This is a genomic window from Dysgonomonas mossii (genome assembly GCF_004569505.1).
In the GTDB taxonomy this organism is placed as follows: Bacteria; Bacteroidota; Bacteroidia; order Bacteroidales; family Dysgonomonadaceae; genus Dysgonomonas.
The window spans coordinates 1-20,711 of the sequence record NZ_SPPK01000011.1; the positions used below are offsets into that span (position 1 = coordinate 1).

At 34.8% G+C, this 20,711-nt stretch carries 10 protein-coding genes, 2 pseudogenes and 2 riboswitches; of the genes and pseudogenes, 6 read left to right on the top strand and 6 right to left on the bottom strand.

Going from position 1 to position 20,711, the window contains the following annotated elements:
* From E4T88_RS16930 to E4T88_RS16940, 3 genes and pseudogenes are all read right to left on the bottom strand, one after another.
* Positions 1-368 (bottom strand): annotated as a pseudogene (locus E4T88_RS16930) (OmpA family protein); the annotation flags it as partial.
* 23 nt (positions 369-391) lie between these two features.
* Positions 392-2,920, bottom strand: coding sequence for a collagen-like domain-containing protein (locus tag E4T88_RS16935; RefSeq protein WP_135107496.1), 2,529 nt, complete (start codon positions 2,918-2,920; stop codon positions 392-394).
* Positions 2,921-3,603: 683 nt separating this feature from the next.
* A complete protein-coding gene (locus E4T88_RS16940; protein ID WP_135107498.1) occupies positions 3,604-4,608 on the bottom strand; it encodes a tyrosine-type recombinase/integrase in 1,005 nt (334 codons plus the stop codon).
* A gap of 807 nt (positions 4,609-5,415) precedes the next feature.
* Positions 5,416-5,622, top strand: a riboswitch (cobalamin riboswitch).
* Between the two features lie 170 nt (positions 5,623-5,792).
* On the opposite strand from E4T88_RS16940, the gene E4T88_RS16945 reads away from it, so the two are divergent.
* From E4T88_RS16945 to E4T88_RS16965, 5 genes are all read left to right on the top strand, one after another.
* Positions 5,793-7,799, top strand: a complete 2,007-nt coding sequence (locus E4T88_RS16945; RefSeq protein ID WP_228094004.1) for a TonB-dependent receptor plug domain-containing protein — start codon at positions 5,793-5,795, stop codon at positions 7,797-7,799.
* Positions 7,800-7,806: 7 nt separating this feature from the next.
* Positions 7,807-9,000 (top strand): YncE family protein, encoded by a 1,194-nt coding sequence (locus E4T88_RS16950; RefSeq protein ID WP_135107502.1) that lies wholly within the window; start codon positions 7,807-7,809, stop codon positions 8,998-9,000.
* Positions 9,001-9,011: 11 nt separating this feature from the next.
* Positions 9,012-10,703 (top strand): PKD-like domain-containing protein, encoded by a 1,692-nt coding sequence (locus tag E4T88_RS16955; protein WP_260393725.1) that lies wholly within the window; start codon positions 9,012-9,014, stop codon positions 10,701-10,703.
* Positions 10,704-10,718: 15 nt separating this feature from the next.
* Positions 10,719-12,842, top strand: coding sequence for an SGBP N-terminal domain-containing protein (locus E4T88_RS16960; RefSeq protein WP_135107507.1), 2,124 nt, complete (start codon positions 10,719-10,721; stop codon positions 12,840-12,842).
* 67 nt (positions 12,843-12,909) lie between these two features.
* Positions 12,910-15,042 carry an SGBP N-terminal domain-containing protein gene (locus E4T88_RS16965; protein WP_135107508.1) on the top strand — a complete coding sequence of 711 codons (2,133 nt, stop codon included), beginning with the start codon at positions 12,910-12,912 and terminating at the stop codon, positions 15,040-15,042.
* 253 nt (positions 15,043-15,295) lie between these two features.
* Here E4T88_RS16965 and E4T88_RS16970 read toward each other — a convergent pair whose 3' ends face one another.
* Positions 15,296-16,378, bottom strand: a complete 1,083-nt coding sequence (locus E4T88_RS16970; RefSeq protein WP_135107510.1) for a sirohydrochlorin cobaltochelatase — start codon at positions 16,376-16,378, stop codon at positions 15,296-15,298.
* 20 nt (positions 16,379-16,398) lie between these two features.
* Entirely contained in the window at positions 16,399-18,459 is a 2,061-nt protein-coding gene (locus E4T88_RS16975; protein ID WP_135107512.1) for a TonB-dependent receptor plug domain-containing protein, read from the bottom strand.
* Positions 18,460-18,576: 117 nt separating this feature from the next.
* Positions 18,577-18,776: riboswitch (cobalamin riboswitch) on the bottom strand.
* Positions 18,777-19,019: 243 nt separating this feature from the next.
* On the opposite strand from E4T88_RS16975, the gene pdxR reads away from it, so the two are divergent.
* Positions 19,020-20,426 (top strand): MocR-like pyridoxine biosynthesis transcription factor PdxR, encoded by a 1,407-nt coding sequence (gene pdxR, locus E4T88_RS16980; RefSeq protein WP_135107514.1) that lies wholly within the window; start codon positions 19,020-19,022, stop codon positions 20,424-20,426.
* 36 nt (positions 20,427-20,462) lie between these two features.
* Here the strand turns inward: pdxR and E4T88_RS18780 are convergent.
* Positions 20,463-20,582 (bottom strand): annotated as a pseudogene (locus E4T88_RS18780) (aspartate aminotransferase family protein); the annotation flags it as partial.
* Positions 20,583-20,711 lie beyond the last annotated feature (129 nt).

Consider the following 20,711-nt stretch of genomic DNA (forward strand, 5'->3'; position numbering starts at 1 on the left):
AAACCAGGGCCTACCATGAAAGCTGTTTTCAACTTATCCTTGCCATCCACATATTGTTCTGTGAAACTAAGATTTCCTTGTACATCCAGATAGAAATGTGTATTCAGTTCACGAGCTATGTATAGATGAGGCCCTATAATACTATGACGCAAATGCATGCCTAACTTGTAGTTATCCGTTGCTTTTTGGAAATTGGTAAAATCAATACGACTAAAATTGAATATTGATGCACCTACACCTACTTCCCAAGCTTTCTTTGTCTTTTCTTCTGGGTTTATAACTCCGGAACTTATGTCCTGCGCTACAGCAGGACATAAGGGAGACAATAAACCGAACAAAAGAATATATATTAAATAATTTTTTTTCATATTACTCTTTTTTTCATAGTTTATTAAAATGCAAAAGGTATCTTTTCTTTAGTTGCTCCAATATTGTATGGTGCTGTATATCCGCTGTCACTAAAGAATTTAAAGAACCCATAGCCGTTATTAAGAGCCGCTTCTAATTCTGATGCTTTCATCGTTATAGTTTGAGAAATGCGTCCATTCGCATTTGCTTCCACTCGGAAGATTGCGGAATACCCTACCCCTTTATATAACTGGAACTCAACATAAGAATTAGGTATAGCATCATAAACATCTACAATAAATGTCACATTCGGATCCCCATCTGTATCATAATCCCATCCCGGACCTCCAGGCTGACCGTCTCCGCCGAAACCATCAGGTTTTGTGAATTTTGAGGTATAGTTGGTTTGATTGGAAACAGACAATGTTGTTGTTTTTGTCAATCCACATTCGTTTTCAGTTGTAAACGTCAATACATAAGAGCCGCTACCATATGCTATAGTATAATCTCTTTGAAAATCCATCGTTACCGAAGCACTAGCAGGTATTGTAACCTCGTACGGGAACTCAGGAGGCGTACGTCTTAGTGAACCTGATGTATTATTATTACCCCTGGTAATAGTAACTTTGAGTGGAGCAGATGTATTATTCTTTAACTCTCTCTTTATTGTTGCAATAGCAGCATTGTCATTATATCCCGATACTGTATTAAGTTGAAGTGGGGTTAGAACCTCTAACAAATTACTTCCGTTTACAGTTATTGTTTTCGTTACCGTACCGGCACCTGCTTTTTCAGATACTACGCTTATATTATAAGCAGTATATGCTCTCGGAACGATTGCCTTGTATGTTCCAGATGGACTTTCTGTTAATTCAATAGTTGTAACTGGAGATGACCCATAAGAAGCCTTTACTGTCATGCCGGATGATCCTGTAACAGACAGGCTTAAATCACAATTGTCCACTATGGCAAGTTGTGGAGTACCAATAGTAACCGGAGCCAATGTAGGAATTGTAAACGCTCCGGTTATAGTACTACATTCTCCGTTAGCACCTTTCGCTACAACAGTAGGTTGTTGCGCTGTCGCCCCTCTTTCATAAGATCGAGCAAATACTTTTTCATTGGCAACAGCCCATCCCGAACCACTTTTTATGCCTCCTGTCTTAGTATAAACCGATTCTCCATCAATAATCAATTCTTCAGGAGCTGACAAAAAGCTTATTACAACCATGTCTTTTTGTTCATCTGGTACCTGTGTTACAGTTGCTGCACCGTCTAGCTTTACATATTTCAGAGCAGGGATAAATGCATTCTTTGTCACAGCATTACCACTTTCGGTACAAACAATCGTTAATTGGATGCTTGCATCACTACGTGGAATATTCCATGTAACTGGTGTTTGATCGTCTGTTATGTTTCCAGTCAGATTCACACCGGTTCCTGTCACCACAACAGAAGTTCCTTTCTTTCCACCTACGCTTAGTTTGGCATTATAAGCTTTTTTGAGTGTTCCGTCAGCGTTTAATTCTACACATTCGTCTTGTGCTATTACACTTACTGTAATTCCATCACAATGACAATCGAATAATTCGTCTATAAACTGTTGAATAGTTTTACCTTCATTACCAGGGAGTGTTGTCCAGTATTTGTGTAATACAGAGACATCGCCACCTTGTAGCCAGATAAGGAAGTCTTCCCACGAGTTTTTAGAACAGTCGTAATTCGAGCCATCTTTGTTTTTGACTGTTCCGTCACATTTATCAACAGCTTCTTTCCATAATTCATAGGCTGATTTTCCATCTACACCATCGTCACCTTTATCTCCTTTATCTCCACGTGAAGGTTTACCTGTATCTTTACCATCGATCCACCAATTTCCATTGTCTCCGACAACAGGTATTACGACAGAAGGCTTACCTGTATCTTTACCATCGATCCACCAATTTCCATTGTCTCCAATAACTGGAGTATACCCATCTTTACCATCAGTTCCGTCTCTCCCATCAACGCCTTTTGCTGAAATATTCGTCGTAGTTCCATTAACAATCCAATAGAAACTCGGACCCGGGCCAATTTCTACAGTAGGTGTATTACCGTCTTTTCCATCTTTACCTGTTGCCGGGACAAGAGTATTGATTTCTCCAATCCACCAGAAACCATCTTTAATATAAGGAGAGAAACCATCTTTTCCTCTGGCAGGGACCCCGGTATCTTCTCCTCCGATATACCAATTTCCATTATCCCCAATCTCAGGTGTAATGCCATTCTTACCGTCTTTACCCTGTGCCGGAATGCCAGTATCTACACCACTGATCCACCAGTTACCATTAGTACCGATAATAGGCACATCTCCGTCTTTTCCATCTTTACCTCTTAAAGAATTAAAGAATTCTTCAATGGAAGTTCCCGGATCTTTTCCATAATATTCCAACCAAAGTTCGAATGCAGACTTACCTGGATCTCCTTTATCTCCTTTCGGCCCTTGCGGAAGTATCATCTCTAATGAATTTTCGCAACTGAACATTACCGAAAGCAGAATTATAACACAAATGTTAATAAAACTCTTTTTCATAATAGTTTTTCTATAAATTAATAATGTAATAAAATATTGCTTTTTGCTTTTCATATCAAATATTTTAATTTAGACACTGCTGCTACCTTTATTATTCTTCGTGTTATTTTATAAAAAACTAGATCTAGTTTATAGATGTACAATATTTAATTTTTTTACATGCCTTTTGCTCTTTTATGCTTCAGACCAAAGAAACTCATGTCCTATCGTTTGATAAATAGTTTACTTATTTTTTATTACAACCTCTTGATTTGCTAATAGAGATATATAAAGATTAAGATGACTATGTAGACTATGTAGACTTTGTTTAATTAATTGCTGAAATTCATCTTTAAGTTTAATTGTTAAAGCATTTTACTATAAGAAGTCTCTTTCTTTGTGAGAAAGAGACTTCTTATAGCGATTGTGTATTTACTTCTGCTGTAAGTCTTACACTCATAGAGTGTGAGACTTATGGTATTGTCAATGAATATGTTATATTACAACCTTACTATGAGGCATAGTTATGTGAAAAAATATAATATATGAGCTGAATATCGTTTTATATGCCATAATTAATATATAGAAAGAATCAATATTTAATAAATATTGATAATAACCATTAAATCTTTAAAAAATATAATTATCTTTGGTGCAATTATTTAAGACACGCTCGGAAAACTCTTTCTCACAAAGAAAGAGACTTATGAAATTGCTGATGGATAAAGGCTTTTCTGATATTTATCTTTTCCCTTCTTACCCAATCGAATAAAACGGTTTAACATATCATTGACTTCCCGATCTACCTTTGTAGTTGAAATAGAAGACAAGTATATTTGTGTTGTCCTTATTGATGTATGTCCCATACATTGACTAATTACCTCAACTGATTTTCCAGCTTCTAACATCAGCGTAGCCCAACTATGTCGCATAACATAAGTCGTTAATTTGCAAGGAAAATTAAGAATTTTGCCGATAATTAAAGCATGTCGATTAATTCGCCTTAATGCAGACTTCTCACATAGTACAGTTTTATTGTTTTTTTCTCTGAGAAAAGGGAAAACATACAAATTATTGTTTTTTTTATATCGTAACATTATCTCTTGTCCTTCTCTAGGTACAGTCAGACGAATCGATTGTCCGGTTTTATTTCGGCAATATTCAATTTGCCAGAAATTATTAATCATATCCCACCTGAGGTTATATATGTCATGAAAAACCATACCTCTACAATATAGACTAACTAACAATATATCTAAAGATTCTTTTTGACTAACGGATAAGGATGAATTTAATTCTGGATTTAGCAGTTTAGACAACATTTTTACAGAAAGTGCCCTTTTAGAAGTTGTTCCTTTTTTTACATATACTCCAATAAAGGGGCTTGCTATATTAAGATTTGAATATTCCTTTATTTTCATTGTTGTATTAAATAATGCACGAAGACCTCTAAAATAGAAATCGACAGTTTGAGGTTTATCTGGGTGTTTTTCATGTAGCCATTCAATATATGATTCAACCCACTCCTTGTTTAACTCTTGCAAAGTAAAGGATTCGCTTTGTTCCCCAAGATAAACACTTAATTTATTTACAAAACTTACATAGTTAGCAACCGTATGATATCGACCGCCTTCTTTATTGTTTTCGACGATTTCTCGAAAAACAAATAACACAGACTCCTTTTTTGCAGGAATTTTCTTTTTTTTCATATGAATAATATTTTACAATTTTAAACATACAAAGATTATTAATTATCATATTTCCCAAACAAATATTTGGTTCAAATTATAGAGTAGATCCTATATTTAAGTGATACTCGTTCTTTGTTAAATCAAAAAGAAGGAAGTGATAATATATTTGTGGTAATCTTGGAACAAATAAAACATGCTTATCTATATGAGAAAGTATTATTTTATAATTATAATATGTATATTTTTCTTTTGTACCGTTCCTAAATAATTGGGGGTAATTAATCTTGACGGATTATTACAGTCAAGGAATAACCAAGCATATTGATTTCGCTCGATAACTTTCAGTTCATATCTTCAGTATTAACTCAATATTATAATCAGGTTGGTTGTAAAGTTGGAGGCAGCAGACTAATATAAAAAGACAAAGATTTATCCGACTATAAACAAGGTTTTAAATGACACGTTGAAATATCCTAAAGTGTCTAGTTTCGCAGAATATAATAAGTTAAATCTATAGTATACATTTTTTAAACAATCGATTTTGCCTAATATTTTTTATGTATCGCAATATTTTTCTTTGAACGTTATTTAGCCTAAACTCGATAGAGAAAAACTATTTTGATCATATAATTCATAATAATTATATTTTCATAGGATTAAATAATTGTTATACCCTATCAGAAAAAATAGTCGAAAATAATTACATTTTATGTTCATACAAACTAAAAAGCTGAAACAACCCTCAAAAAGCTAAGAGTGGAACAAAAGCTCTACCAGTTTTTAATCTTCTTTATAATAAGTTTTCTTTTTTAAATATTTAAACATACCTTTGTTTTCGATTTTGGTGTCATAATTCCAATAACTTACGGAAAAGTGATGAAAAGGGAATCAGGTGTAAATCCTGAACAGACCCGCTGCTGTAAGCTCTACTAAAATCTTTGAACAATACTCAAGCCACTGTTCAACAATGAATGGGAAGGACGATTCAAAGATGGAGTAAGTCAGAAGACCTGCCAAGATTATTATAATTTAAGGCTTTCGGGAAATAAAGCTGAAGAAGATGAAAAGCAGAATTCTGACCATAATTATTATGGTTGCTCTTTTTAATTTAATCGTTTATATTTTCCTGTTAAGTTATTTGATAATCCTTTAATCAGGTGGCTTAGATGTCGTCATTACGTGGGTTTAACCGAGTTGGGTTAATGTTTTCTTTTATATACTTTTGTTCCATAACGGGCTTCGCGCAAAGTAAACTAGATAGTATACAACATCTAAATGAGATAGTAGTCTCGGCTCGTAAAACTAGAGTAGATGTTATCCCTGTACAAGTACTATCGGGAGAATTATTACAAAATTTAAGTGCCCATTCTGTAGCTGATGCTTTGCGTTATTTTTCGGGTGTACAATTGAAAGACTATGGTGGTATTGGTGGTCTTAAGACTATAAATGTACGTAGTATGGGTAGCCAGCATGTAGGTGTATTCTATGATGGGATTGAAATAGCGAATCCTCAGAATGGAGTTGTAGACCTTGGACGATATTCACTTGATAATATTCAAGCTATCTCTTTACATAACGGACAAAAAAGCTCCATTTTTCAGCCGGCAAAAGATTACAGTTCTGCAAGTTCTATCTACATAGAAGCTAAAACTCCTCAGTTTGGATGCAACAAAAAATATAATCTGAAATTTACTTTCAAAACAGGAGCATTCGGACTGATTAATCCTTCTTTGTATTGGGAACAAAAGCTATCTGAGAAATTAAATTCATCGTTTAATATTGATTACACTAACTCGACAGGTAAATATAAGTTTCAATACAAAGTTCAAAATACTGTTGACAATAGAGGGGGATACGATACTACCGCTGTTCGAAAGAATGGAGACATTCAGATATTTAGAATTGAGCAAGCCTTCTTCGGAAAGTTAAAAGGAGGTGATTGGAAAAGTCGTATTTATTTCTATACTTCAGAACGGGGATACCCTGGAGCGATTGTGAAAGAAGAACCCGGAAGATTTAAGCATGAAGATAGACAAAAGGATCGGAATTTCTTTGTTCAATCAGCTTTAAATGAGAGATTTTCAGGCGTTTATGCAACAAAGATATCAGGGAAATATGCGTACGATTATTTGTATTATGAATCTGATACTTTAATTCAAAAGTTGAAAAATAAATATATGCTCCATGATGTTTATATTTCTTCAGCCAATCTATTTAATATCCTTCCTTCGTGGACAGCCAACATTTCTGCCGACTTTCAGTGGAATAAAATGAATGCCAATTTGGTGGAATTTATCTATCCGCAACGGTATTCTACTTGGGTAGCTGTAGCGACTTCTCTCGATCTGGATAGAGTAAAAATACAGGGTAGTTTACTCGGTACTGTTGTCCATGAATCTACCAAAGAAGATAAAAAAGACATTCAACGTGATTGGGATAAAATCACACCCACCTTGATGGCCTCATGGCAACCATGGAGTAGAGAGAACCTATTTTTAAGAGCCTTTTATAAAAATATATTTCGAATGCCGACCTTCACCGAGATGCATATGGCATATATGGGGACATTGTCTTCTTACCTCAAACCCGAATTTACCAAACAATATAATTTAGGGTTCGTATATTCAAAAAATATAAATTCATCATTTTTTCTAGAAGGACAAGTCGATGCCTATTACAACGAAGTTACAGACAAATTATTAGCTATCCCGGGCGGTGTAAATTTTCGTTGGACAATGAAAAATATTGGTCTTGTAAAGATAAAAGGAGTAGATGTTGCTTTAACATCTACTAACAAGATAGGAAAAGATCTAACTTTAGATACTCGGATAAATTATACTTACCAAAAAGCACAGGACTATACTCCAATGGTAGTAGAGAGTGATACCATTACCTATAAAGGACAAATAGCATATATTCCGACCCACAGTGCATCGGCCATATTAGGCGTCAATTATAAATCATGGAATTTATCATACAGTTTTATTTATACAGCTACTAGGTATACAGGTAGTGCCAATATTCCCCGTAATAGACTTGAGCCTTGGTACACTCACGATATGGCTATCGGTAAGTCTTTTGTGTGGAGGAAAAATAAATACAAAGCTACCATGGAAATTAATAATCTATTTAATCAGGCTTACGATGTAGTCTTGAATTACCCTATGCCAGGAACAAATTTCAAATTTATACTCAATATAACTATTTAAGAAAATTATGAAAAGAAGATTATTCAAATTAGGATTTCTAATTCTAATTGTAGGATTAACTCTTCTCTATTCATGTAGAGGAGATGATGAGGAACTGATTCCTCCCACAATAACACCGGTAGCTCCTGTTGATGAAACAACTGTTGTAGAAGGAGAAGAAGGTAATATAAAAGGATTTTATCTGTTGAATGAAGCCAATATGGGAAGTAATAAATCTTCCATTGATTACTTCGATCGTAAAACCGGTAAATATTGTCAAAATATTTATCCTTATCTAAATCCTAACATTGCCCATGAACTGGGAGATGTAGGTAACGATATCCAGATTTATGGGAATAAACTATATGCCGTAATCAATGTTTCAGGTTATGTGGAGGTGTTGGATGTAAATACTGCACGCCATATAGGTTCTCTCACTATACCCAACTGCCGTTACATCGTTTTCGACAAAGGTTATGCGTATATAAGTTCTTACAATGGACCTGTTAAGATAGAACCGGATACCCCACTAGGTTGTATCGTAAAGATAGACACTACCAACTTTAAGGAAGTTGGACGGGTTTCTGTAGGCTATCAACCCGAAGAAATGGTGATAAGAGATAATAAATTGTATGTCGCGAACTCGGGAGGTTACCGAGTTCCGAATTACGATAATACAGTGTCTGTTATTGATTTAGGTAAGTTCGAAGAAATAAAGAAGATAACAGTAGGGATTAATTTACATCGGTTGGAATTGGATAGTGATAATAATATCTATGTAAGCTCGCGAGGCGATTATAAATCTACGGCATCAAATACATATATCATCGGGAAAAACGATATGGTAAGCAAAACTTTAAACTTACCATGCTCTAATATGACCGCGATGGGCGATTCTATTTATATGTATAGTGTAGAATGGAGTCATATAACTCAAAAAAACACAATTACTTATGCTATTGTAAATACCAAAAGCCAAACAGTTGTATCTCGGAACTTCATTAAAGATGGAACTGAAAAGCAAATCGTAATTCCGTATGGTTTAGCTATTCATCCCGAAACCAAAGACATATATGTGACTGACGCTAAAGATTATATTAGTCCGGGAACGTTGTTCTGCTTTGACAAAACGGGTAACCGAAAATGGTCTGTGGTTACAGGAGAGATTCCGGCTCATATTGTGTTTACAAAACATAGGTTGAAAAGTTTAATTTTAGATTAATAAAAAAGTAAATGATGAAAAATAAAATTTTATTTCTTTTTTTACTATTGAGTGGTTATTACCTCTCATCATGTTCTGGTGATGATGATATAGTTCAAAACGATATAACTATTACATTCTCACAAAATGAGTATAAAGTTAGAAAAGGGAAAACATTAGAGATTGTACCGCAAGTAACCAATGCAACCAATCCTATTTATTCGTGGAAATTGAATGGGAAAATTATTTCGAATGATTTACAGTTAAATTTCAGTGACTATAGCGTTGGCGAATATTTTATCATATTTAGGGTTGACGATGAAATTGGATATAAAGAGTCGCAGATTAAAGTTACTGTAGCAGATAAAATATCACCCGAAATAGAAATGGTCTCCAGCTATATTGCATATGTGGGGCAACCAATAGAGCTGAAAGCAACAGCCAACTATGCAGAAAACGCAGAATATGTATGGAGAAAAAATGGTGAAATAGTATCGGAAGAACAAGTGTACTCTTTTGTAGAAGAAAATTTAGGTTCATTTGCCTTGACTGTTAAAGTAACTACTGAAGACGGTGTTGACATCAAAGCCCTAACAGTAGTCGTATTACCTGTACCCGAAGCAGAACTTTATTTCGATGATGGTCTATACCGAACCATAACCAATAAAAATAATCTACGCAAGATGACAGTCCCTCTTGGCAGAACTTTGGTGTTAGCTCCTGTTATTTGCCATATAGATAAACCTGCCGGCTTTAAGTGGACTGTTGATGGAGTTGCACAAAGTTCGACTACCGAGTTTTTAAAATTTACACCTACCGAAAAGAAAGCTTATTTGATAGAAGTAACAGAGACAGGAACATCAGTAAAGGCTCGAGTAGAGGTTACTTGTACTGAGCCTGAAAGCACTTATTTCAGAGCAATACAAACAGACAGTAAAGCTGTTGCGACTAAAGCTTTCAATTACATTCCTGCTCCGGGACAGTTTATTGACTTTCAATCTCAATATCAATCTCTAGCTCAGGTGTTACAGAAATTCCAAACTGCTGTGGATGCTAACTCTAATATGTTTCATATAGGAGCTTATGGTGGATATTTTGTAGTAGGATTTGACCATAGTGTGAAGAATGTTGCGAATAAAGCCGACTTGAGTATCAATGGAAACTCTTTTGTCGGTTGGAGCGAACCGGGAGTAGTTTGGGTTATGCAAGATTCGAATGGCAACGGATTACCCGATGATACATGGTACGAACTGAAAGGCAGTGAGTATGGAAAGAAAGACAACATACAACGCTATGCTGTTACTTATTACAAACCTACAGAAAAAAGAACTGATGTAATGTGGACAGACAATTTTGGAAATACAGGTTCGGTAGATATTAATGGATATCACTCTCAAGACTATTTCTTCCCAATGTTTATAAAAGAAAGTGCTTATACCTTGACTGGTACACGTGTGCCACCGACATTCTATATTGCCGAAGGTACAGGTTATGAATCGTCCAGAGACTTAGGATGGGGGTATGTGGACAATCACAATACAGACCCAACGAGACCCATTGGGGAGTTTTGGATAGAAGATGCTATTCATGCTGATGGAAGTCCTGCTAACCTCACTCATATAGATTTTGTAAAAGTACATACGGCTTCTGTAGGTAAAGGCTCTTTAGTTGGTGAAGTATCAACTGAGCCGGGTAATCCTGTTGATCTGAATTTTAATAACTAAAAGACTAATTAGATAATGAAAAGAATATACCATTATATCTGTCTGCTGATATTGTCTGTCATTTTATTACCTGCTTGTAGTGACGACAACAAAGAATTTGAAGGAAAAGACAATTATATAACTTCTTTCTCTCTGAGACTAGAGAATGAAACAGAATTGAATGGATTAATTGAAGGTAATAAGATTACCATTAATGCTTCTTCCAGTCAGTCTCTAGAGCGAGCTAAGGCTACTGTAAAACTCAGTGAGAATGCTAAAATATTTCCTAATCCCGAGGAGATAACCAACTGGGAAGAAGATATAGTATTTGCTGTAACTTCTTACAATGGTACTCGTTCTCAGTATAAATATACTGTAAACAGAACTGAGCAGGAACAAGCCGGTACTATTATACTCGCTACTCAGGCCGATGTAGATGCTTTTGGACAGAAAGGCATTACTTCGATTGCCGGAAATCTGATTCTGGGGCAAATCTCAGGTAAAGATTCCATCAAATCATTAAGTCCGTTGGCTGGTCTTACACAGATAGGCTATTCTCTAATTGTTTATCCTACTGTCGGTATGACTAATTTTGAAGGCTTAGAAAATCTGACTAAAGTAGGAGATCTTATTCAAATAGAATCTTCTTCAAGAGTGCAAAGCGTTTTGTTCCCTGCTTTAGAAATGGCAGGAGGAGTAGCTTTGAAAAACGATTCTTTAATAACCATTAGTTTTCCTAAGCTAAAGAATGTGTCTAAGTCTTTTGTTATTAACTCGGGGATGGGGCAGGTAATTCTTCCTAGTTTGGAAAGAGTGGGAGAAACATTCCGGTTAACAAATACTTTTTCCAATGTAAAAGCATTGATGCCTTCGGTTATATTACCGTATTTGAAAGAAGTAGGAAGCATCGAACTTTCTCGTCTGGAAAATGTAAAAAAAGTGGATTTTTCAGAATTGAAGACCATTGCTGATTTGAATCTTTACCCATTAGAAAAATTGATATATATAAATGCGCCTAAGTTGCAGATTATAACAGGTAAATTAACTACTTCAGCTACTAGTAAACTGAGCGAATTTAGCCTGCCGGAGTTGGAGGAGGTTAACGATATGATTGTAGAAGGAAAACAGATTACGACGGTTAATCTTCCTAAACTAAAGCGAGTAAAAGGAAAACTAAGTCTTAATTATGCCAAAATAAATGGACTGGCTAAAGGTTTTGAATCATTGGAAACGGTTGAAGGAGAACTTTATATGCTAGATCTAGCTATGAAAGACCTAATATTTCCTTCTTCGATAAAAAAGATTAATAGATTATCAATCTATAACTATCTTTCTACACCTCTTACCAAAATAAACATCAAAGGTATGAATATAAAGGAATTGGCAGTAATGGCTTCGGCTGTTGATGGTGTTGAAATTATCGGAGATGATGTATTTAACGGAACATTAAGTATTCTGCCGGATAATGCTAAATCTTACACTCTTAAATTCCCAAAGCTACAAGGATTTTCCGAAGTAGATTCTCTGAGCCTCGGATCTTATATTTCTAATATAGATGTATTAAATATAAAAGGAATAAAAAAAATAAAGAAAGGACTTACTATTCCTAATAATAATTTACAGGATTTTTCTATATCAGATCTGGAAGAAGTTGGAGGAAACTTCACCATAAATCACCTGAATAATATTGTAGACCCTTCTGTAATTCAGATTAACATATCGGATCTTAAAAATGTTGGAGGAAATTTTAACGTAACCATTGATTCAAGGTCTGTCCGAACATTGAATGTTCCTAAGTTAGAATCAGTAGGAAGAGACTTCACCATTGGCACAGGCTACATGTCTACTTCATCATGGAGTCCTAGCTGCCATCTGAGATATCTGCTATTTCCTAAATTAACTAGTATAGAAGGAAAGATGAGTCTGGTGCCATACAAGGATGATGCTAGTAAGGTAAACGAGGAGCTAACAGATTTGAATGGTTTCTCAGCATTGAAAAAAGTAAGTGGTATAGAAATTAAAGCTCAAGCAGCTTTAGTCTCATATGCTGGCTTGAAGAATGCACTATCTACACTTACTGCAGGACAATGGATTGTCGAGAGAAATGGCTACAATCCAACATACGACCAACTTAAATCTGGTGCTTGGACAAAACCATAAACTATAAGATGGAATATTTAAGTAAGTGTTCTTTAAACTTAGTTTTAGAATTATAAACAAAAAAACAATGAAAATAAATAATCTGATATTTATATTACTCCTATTCGCTTTGGTGACAGCCGGATGTAGCGACGACAGAGACTTCAATGGAGGTGATAATTATATAACATCTTTTCGGTTGGAAAAAGATGGAATCTCTTTCAATGGGTCAATATCGACTATAAACAATGAAATAGTTGTTACAGTTCCTGAAAATATATTGCTTAATAATGCTACTGTAAATATTACAATTAGTGAAAATGCAACAATTAGTCCCAATCCTTCTTCTATAAAAGATTGGACAGCTGAGCAAACATTCGTCGTTAAAGGGTACAACGGAACAGAAAGAAGCTATAAGTATAAATTAGAGCGTGGTGTCGTTTCACGCGACGGCGATATAACATTGCTTACTCAGGAAGATGTGAATGCTTTTGCAGACATGGGGCTGACAGAGATAAATGGTAATATAACGATCGGTGCTGCTAGTGGCTCAGACTCAATACATACATTGGCTCCATTCTCTAAATTAACAAGCATCAAGTTTGGATTAACGATCAATCCGACTTATGCAGGGAAGAATCTGGATGATTTGAAAAATCTAAAAAAACTTGGCTCTCTGAAAGTTGTAGAGTTGAATAATACTTTAGAGGAAATAAATTTACCTCAATTAGAATACATCGTTACGGGGATCAATATTGATTTGCCAAAAAGATTACAAAAAATACTATTACCTGAATTAAAGCATGTGGATAGAGGTATATACATCAGCAAGGCAGAGGTCTTGAAAATGCTTGATTTAGGAAAACTAGAAACTGTCATAGAAGATTTTACTTTAGATGGCGGATGGGGTACAAATGTATTGGATGAGTTTAAAATTGGATCATTGAAGAGTGTGGGTGGTTCTTTTAAGGTATCAAATTGGCAAGAACTAAAATCTTTATCTATGCCTAATTTGGAAAATATTTACAAATTAGAATTGAGTAGCTTAAAAAAAGTAGAAAAAATAGATTTATCATATTTAAAAACTATAAAATCAGACTTTCAGATATCTAATAACGACCTGCTTACCAATCTTAATGTGTCTTCTTTGGCGACTATCGGTGGCGACTTTAATCTCAACTATCTTCCGTCGATTCCATCTTTCGACGGATTTAAATCTCTATCCTCAGTAGATGGTAAATTTACCCTTTCTAATCTGGATAAATTGAAAGATACTAAAGGTTTTAAAAGTTTGAAATCAGTCGGAAAACAATTTGATATATCTTATATGGCTGCTGTAGAAGATAATCTAGATGGTTTTTCTTCTCTTAGCAGTGTGGGAGTAGGAGGAGTTTCTATTAACGATGTATCGTTTAAGACTTTCTCCGGATTTAATCTTAAAAATGTAGAGAGAATTGGTATTTATGCTCAGAATATAACCTCTATACGCGAGATTGATTTAACGAGGCTGAATATAGAAAAATCTATAATTCTGAATAATATAATGTCAGAATACACCTTAAAAGGAGCTAATGTCTTTGATGGAGAATTAAGCTTCGAAGGTTGTGCTCCGAAAGTAGTAGAGGGTTATAGCGAATTGGGGACTCTTAAATTTTCTCTTTCCAGTAATAAATACCCAAATTATTCTTTCCCTACTACAAAAGTAAAAAAAGACCTCAGTATTTCAATGTACAATTTTGAAGGTTTTAAAATGCCTAATTTGATAGAAGCAGGAGGTATAGTCACTATTTTTATTATGTCAGAAACTTTGGCACTTGACTTGCCAAAAATCAAAAGCATGGGTTCTCTTGAAATTGGTTCTCCTGTTATGAGAAAACTTTCTCTACCCGCATTAGAAACTATAAATGGCGACTGTAGAATAATAACAGCCAATTATATGGGCGAGTTTGAAGAATTTAATATTCCTAAGCTAAAAACTATAAATGGGACTCTTGATTTTTCGGGAGAATATTATACAAATAACAAGCTGACTAATCTTGATTTTTTTGCTACATTGAATAGCTTGAAAGCTGTAACTATTAAATACAATAAGGTATTAGTTGATTTCTCCGGCTTAAAAAATGCCTTAAGTTCCATATCAGAAAAAGGATGGATCGTTACTGATAATGCTTACAATCCGACTTATACGGATGCTAAAGCTGGGAAATTGATCAAACCATGATATAGGATTATATCCATTAAAATTTATTCTGGTGAATGGAAAAGAAGGTCTCTCAAAATTGAGTTACCTTCTTTTTTGATTGATATTTATAATAATAGACTTAAATATGGAAACCCCTAACGTTAGACGCCTAAAACAAAAAACCGATGAATCAAAATTCATCGGTTCATATGATATTCTAGCATAAATCCTGTCAACCTATATTAAGGACGGGACACAATATTATGGATACTCTCAAAATATTCAATAATACTTATTCTCCTAAATGCTCATTCCATGATGTTGCATTTTTGACAGCATGTTTCATATGGTTAAGCCAAATTGTACGTATTGCACTATGATCTCCCAAACCAACAACATTGAAATGTTTCGGGTCTATGTTAGTACCATCGGCACCAATTGTAAATCCAAGTTTTTCTAATTTTAATTTCCAGCTATACTCTGCTTCGTGATCCGGCTCTTCTGGATTAATCTTATCCCAACTCTGACCGTCTTCCAAACCTCCCAACAAGTCATTTTGGGCATGATCCCCGGCAATTGACATCAGAGGAGCCAAGCTAATGGTAATTTTCTTATAATTATCTTTAGTTATACCTTTTCTAGTGGCAAAAGCTTCAATTTCAGTACGTATATGTGAAAACATTTTAGCTCCCCAATCTACTGTTCCTACAAAGATATTTTTCTCTCCGCTCAAATTTTGCAATGCGATTTCAAGTTGGGCATACCTCTCATTTGCATGCGTGTATTCAGTATCAGGATTACCATGTCCCATCAAAGCAACAATCTCTCCTGCATCTAATCGGTTTTTATAATATTTGTAAAGGATTTGAGCAACAGCATCTACATCTTCCTCTGTTTCGAGCAAGCAAGAACTCTTAGCTACTTTAACGTTAGGAAAAGGAATCATAAAGTTTTTCTTCACATCCGTGTTCATTAGGCTAAGGTATTCTTCTCCTGGAATAATATGTAGTGATTGTATATATACATTTTTATAACCTGCTTTACCGATTGCGCTTAGCCATAGATCGGGTTGAGAATAAGCTTTACCGATCTGCGCATACACACGAGAAATTATAGTACGAGATGTAAATGACATATAGATGTCTGTATTAGGAAAGGCTGCCTGATAATCTTTTATAATTTGATCATAAGTAGCTTGAGGCTGTTCGTAAGTACTACCGAAAGAGCAAAGGAGTATGGCTGTTTCGTTCTTTTTACTGATTACAACAGCATTTCTATCGTTTTTCTCATCCTCGTTATCATTTGAACAAGCGCTGAAAAATCCTATAGAAAGGATCATGGAAAATGTTAGAAGATTCTTTAAGAATTTGTTCATAATAAATAGTTTTAAAATAATTATTTGTTTTGATTTTGAAATTTTACGATAATAGAAGTGTAGAAATTCCGACCGGGGGACGTTGTCCCTCTATTATGTCCGAAAGGACTCCGATCGACATAATTGAATATGTTATCTACTCCGATATTGATATCTAATTTTATTTTTTTAGAATCAAGAAAAGAATGCGATGTGTTGACTCTCCAAATCTGATAGCCCCTTGTATCTCCGTCTGTTGTATAATAGCGTTTTGATTGGTAACGTCCATTCAGACTAAGTCCTAATTTATATTTCTGCCACGGTTTAAACCATGAAATACGAATGTTTGCATTATGTCGTGAAGTGCCGTTTATATATACATATTTCATGTAATCGTTTGCCGTTTCATCATCTGTACGTTGCCCTTTAGCATCCAGATAACTATACCCCCCTCCTATTTTTATATTCATTGGCAATTCGGCGTCAAAAGTGAAATCCATACCATAAGTCCGCCCTTTTGCCAGATTAACGTATTTCATGGTTTCCTCCACCAACTGTAGTTTGTCTTCATAAGAAGTTTCTATTGTCTGAAGAGAAATCATATTCCTTATATTATTATGATAGGCGGTTACACTTGCATTAAAACGAGGTAAATGATATTCGATATTTAATGCATAATAATCCGACTTTTGAGCTTTTAGATTGATATTTCCATAATAAGCTTTGTATTTACTCATTATGGTAGCATAATAGTGATAATACAACTCCTTTATAGTGGGAGCCTTAAACCCATTAGAATATGTTCCTCGAAAATTAAAGTTATGAAACTTGTACAAAGCCGAAACTTTAGGTGTGAATGTTTGGCCAAATTCCCGGTGTTGTCCGAATCGGATTCCTGCTGTTATATTAAATCGATCTGTCACATTCCATTCATCCTGAGCATATGCCGATACAGAGTAAGCTGTAGCTTTATCTCCTTCAAGACGATAAGGTGATACCAGCCGATCCCAAATATATTCGATTCCTGTGTTTAATGTATTTTGTTCATCTAGGTAAAATACACCTTTCAAATTACCCAATACACGCCGTTGGGATGTTTGAAGGATGCGATCTCCTGAATAGTAAACAATACGGTCTCCGTTCTCATCAAAATAGTCTGTGTATTCACGACTTGTATAGTCATAAAAATAATCGTATTTGTCAAATGAAAAGTCAAATGTAAGGTAATCTTTATTTTGCATATTGTATTTTCCTCCTGTACTATAGGACTGATTCCTATAATAAAAGTCATACAACCGCCACTGAGGAATACCCGTAGGACGATAAGTCCATTTTTCATAAAAAGAAGCACTCGTATTTAATGTGAGTTTATCAGATACCTGATACGATAAATCTTGTGAAATAGTATAATCCGTAGAGCGATTTACTGTTTTTGTAACACTGTTTTCATAGAGTTTGCCTCTATACCATTCTTGAGTTGTATTCTGCCAACCATCAGTATGACTCAAAGAAAATGAAGTATTCGAACTCCACCTTTTATGCTTTAATGCAAAAATATTACTTTGATCTAGATCTCCATATTTGCCTATGCGGGAAGTATTAGAAATACTGAGTTTATCTTTGTTCTTTTTAGTTATGAAATTTATAACACCACCGATTGCATCTGAACCATATAATGAAGAAACTGCTCCTTTTACAATCTCGATCCTCTCAATATTGTTCATATTGATACGGCTTAAATCGTTTTGCCCGCCAATGTCTCCATTTAGCCTTTTTCCGTCTATAAGAATAAGTATGTAATCATTCTTCAGACCATTGAGTTGAATATTACTCCCCATGTCACTCCGGTTAAAAGTAATAGAAGAAGACAAGCCTCCCAATAGATCCTCAATATCACGCCCCGCATATTCCTTTAAAGCTCTTCCTGAAATCACTTCAGTTTGTACAGGCGCATCTTTAATGTAATGTTCAGTACCAGTACCGGTAACAACAACTTCTTTTAGAGAAACAGATTTTACAACATGCCGAGTCGTATCGGCAATTTGTGCGATTAGCAATTGACAGCAAAGAAATACAGCTGTCAATAATAAATAATACCTCATATCTTATTTTATAATTCTTTAAAAATTAATAAAATAAAACATCGAGTTTCCTGAAAATTAATAAAATAGCAATGTATACATAAAGTATCCACAACCACTCCTATCCCTGGAAGCTTGGTGTTTATTTGTCTTTTGGCAGGTCTTCTGGCTCTCCTCCGGTTAAAAGCCTTCCCATTCTAGGATAAAGAACAGTGGCATAGAATATTTAACCGATATAACACGAGGAATTACAGCTGCAGGTACAGCCCCGGATTTTCACCGAGTTCCCTTTCATCAGGATATGAAATATACTGATTACCAAATCTGGCACAAATGTAAATAAATGTTTTTAAATGAAAAAAGAAAACAACGTTTGTATTTTATTCTTGGTTTAGAAATTTTAATGCTTCAAAATAACGGTTATTGAATTATTCGCTTCATTTGGGTTATATTTTCCTTTTCCAATATTAACAAATGGAATCTTTTTAATTCTTTCACTTTTATATAAATTCCGCTTAAAATATAAATTGATTGGACTATATTTACTCTTCGAATTAGAAATAGATTGATAGTCCAAAAATATGAACTTAAAACTATTACATACCAAGTTAAACAGATCGGGCGATAAGGCTATTTATATACAGATAGCTGATTTGATAATAGAATCGATTAAGAGTGGTGTGCTCAAGGCTGGAGAAACAATGCCTAGTACCCGGCATATGGCAGCTGAATTATCAGTTAATCGCAACACAGTTGTTCTGGCATTTGATATCCTTATTAATGAGGGTTGGATTATCTCAGAGGAAAGAAAGAAAACTTATGTATCAAATAAAATACAGATATCCCAAGTCTCAAAAAAGAAAAAATCTCAAATTCAACCAAGTGAGATATTCAGAAACGATTTAATATTTTTCGATGACGGACTTCCGGATGCAGTGTATACTCCAATGAAAGAATTGGCGAGAGCATATCGACGTATCTTTAGCCGCAAAGCCCATTGGCAAATCATGAATATTGCCAGCGAATTTGGTGATGATAAATTTCGTGAAACAATATCCACTATGCTTAATCAGAACAGAGGTATGCAAACATCGGTTGCTGATGTATGCATTACACGTGGAAGTCAAATGGCATTGTTTCTTACAGCTCATTGTTTACTCGAAAAAGGAGATGTTGTGTTAGTTGAAAATCCGGGATACAGACCTGCCTGGAATACATTCGAACATGTAGGAGCAAGATTAATACCCGTGAATGTAGATGACGATGGGATCAATGTAGACCAGATTGAAGATATAGTAAAAAAGAAACGAGTAAAAGCCATTTTTCTGACACCACATCATCAATATCCGACTACTGTGACATTAAGTTTGGCCAGAAGATTTCAACTTATCGAGCTATCTAACAGGTATGGATTTACCATTATTGAAGATGATTATGACAATGAATATCATTTCAATCAACGTCCTATTATGCCGATTTCTTCATTTGAGGGAATTCGTAATTATGTATATATCGGAACACTAAGTAAATTAATTGCGCCCGCTGTAAGGGTGGGCTATATTGTGAGTAATCCGGATTTTATACTTCAAATAGGGAGATTGCGTAAAATGGTAGATCTTCAAGGCGATGCAATCATGGAGCAGTCTATCCTAGATTTGATTATTTCCGGTGATATTCGAAGACATCAAAAACGTATGTTAACTCATTACCAAGCTAAACGAGATTTATTTGCCGATTTACTAGATCAGCACCTGAAGGATAAAGTCCTATATAAGAAACCTGATGGAGGTCTCGCTTTTTGGCTGAAACCGATCAAGAATATCGACTTATATCAATTGAAGGAAAAAGTAAATCCCGAACTGGTCAGCTTTTATACACCTGATAGATTTAGTTATGATAGTGCAATATCTGGAATAAGAATCGGATACGCATCTCTTTCTGAGGACAATTTGGAAAAAGGTATACGTATTCTTAGTAAATATTTATAAATGAGATATTTTCCTTAACTCTTCTTTAATTTAAGTATATGGATGTGAACGTCCTATCGAAATTACGGCATTCCAGCAATACAAATCCAAGTATTCGATCCCTTTATTATCATATACACAGCATCCTTTTCCTTTGACTATATTTATCTCAGACAGAGGACGTACATCAAAATCGCTTCATTGTTTATTTTTGATATTATTTACTGCTATTAAAGTTCTGCAGCCGATAACTGTTTGTCCGATCTCAACTTTAACCTCTATTCCAAGAGGTAGATACATATCTAC

Bases quoted from the DNA above. Each gene is read 5' to 3' on its own strand.
- E4T88_RS16960 (WP_135107507.1), top strand. From the start codon at position 10,719: ATGAAAAGAATATACCATTATATCTGTCTGCTGATATTGTCTGTCATT.
- E4T88_RS16945 (WP_228094004.1), top strand. From the start codon at position 5,793: ATGTTTTCTTTTATATACTTTTGTTCCATAACGGGCTTCGCGCAAAGT.
- E4T88_RS16975 (WP_135107512.1), bottom strand. From the start codon at position 18,459: ATGAGGTATTATTTATTATTGACAGCTGTATTTCTTTGCTGTCAATTG.
- pdxR (WP_135107514.1), top strand. From the start codon at position 19,020: ATGAACTTAAAACTATTACATACCAAGTTAAACAGATCGGGCGATAAG.
- E4T88_RS16935 (WP_135107496.1), bottom strand. From the start codon at position 2,920: ATGAAAAAGAGTTTTATTAACATTTGTGTTATAATTCTGCTTTCGGTA.
- E4T88_RS16970 (WP_135107510.1), bottom strand. From the start codon at position 16,378: ATGAACAAATTCTTAAAGAATCTTCTAACATTTTCCATGATCCTTTCT.
- E4T88_RS16950 (WP_135107502.1), top strand. From the start codon at position 7,807: ATGAAAAGAAGATTATTCAAATTAGGATTTCTAATTCTAATTGTAGGA.
- E4T88_RS16955 (WP_260393725.1), top strand. From the start codon at position 9,012: ATGATGAAAAATAAAATTTTATTTCTTTTTTTACTATTGAGTGGTTAT.
- E4T88_RS16965 (WP_135107508.1), top strand. From the start codon at position 12,910: ATGAAAATAAATAATCTGATATTTATATTACTCCTATTCGCTTTGGTG.
- E4T88_RS16940 (WP_135107498.1), bottom strand. From the start codon at position 4,608: ATGAAAAAAAAGAAAATTCCTGCAAAAAAGGAGTCTGTGTTATTTGTT.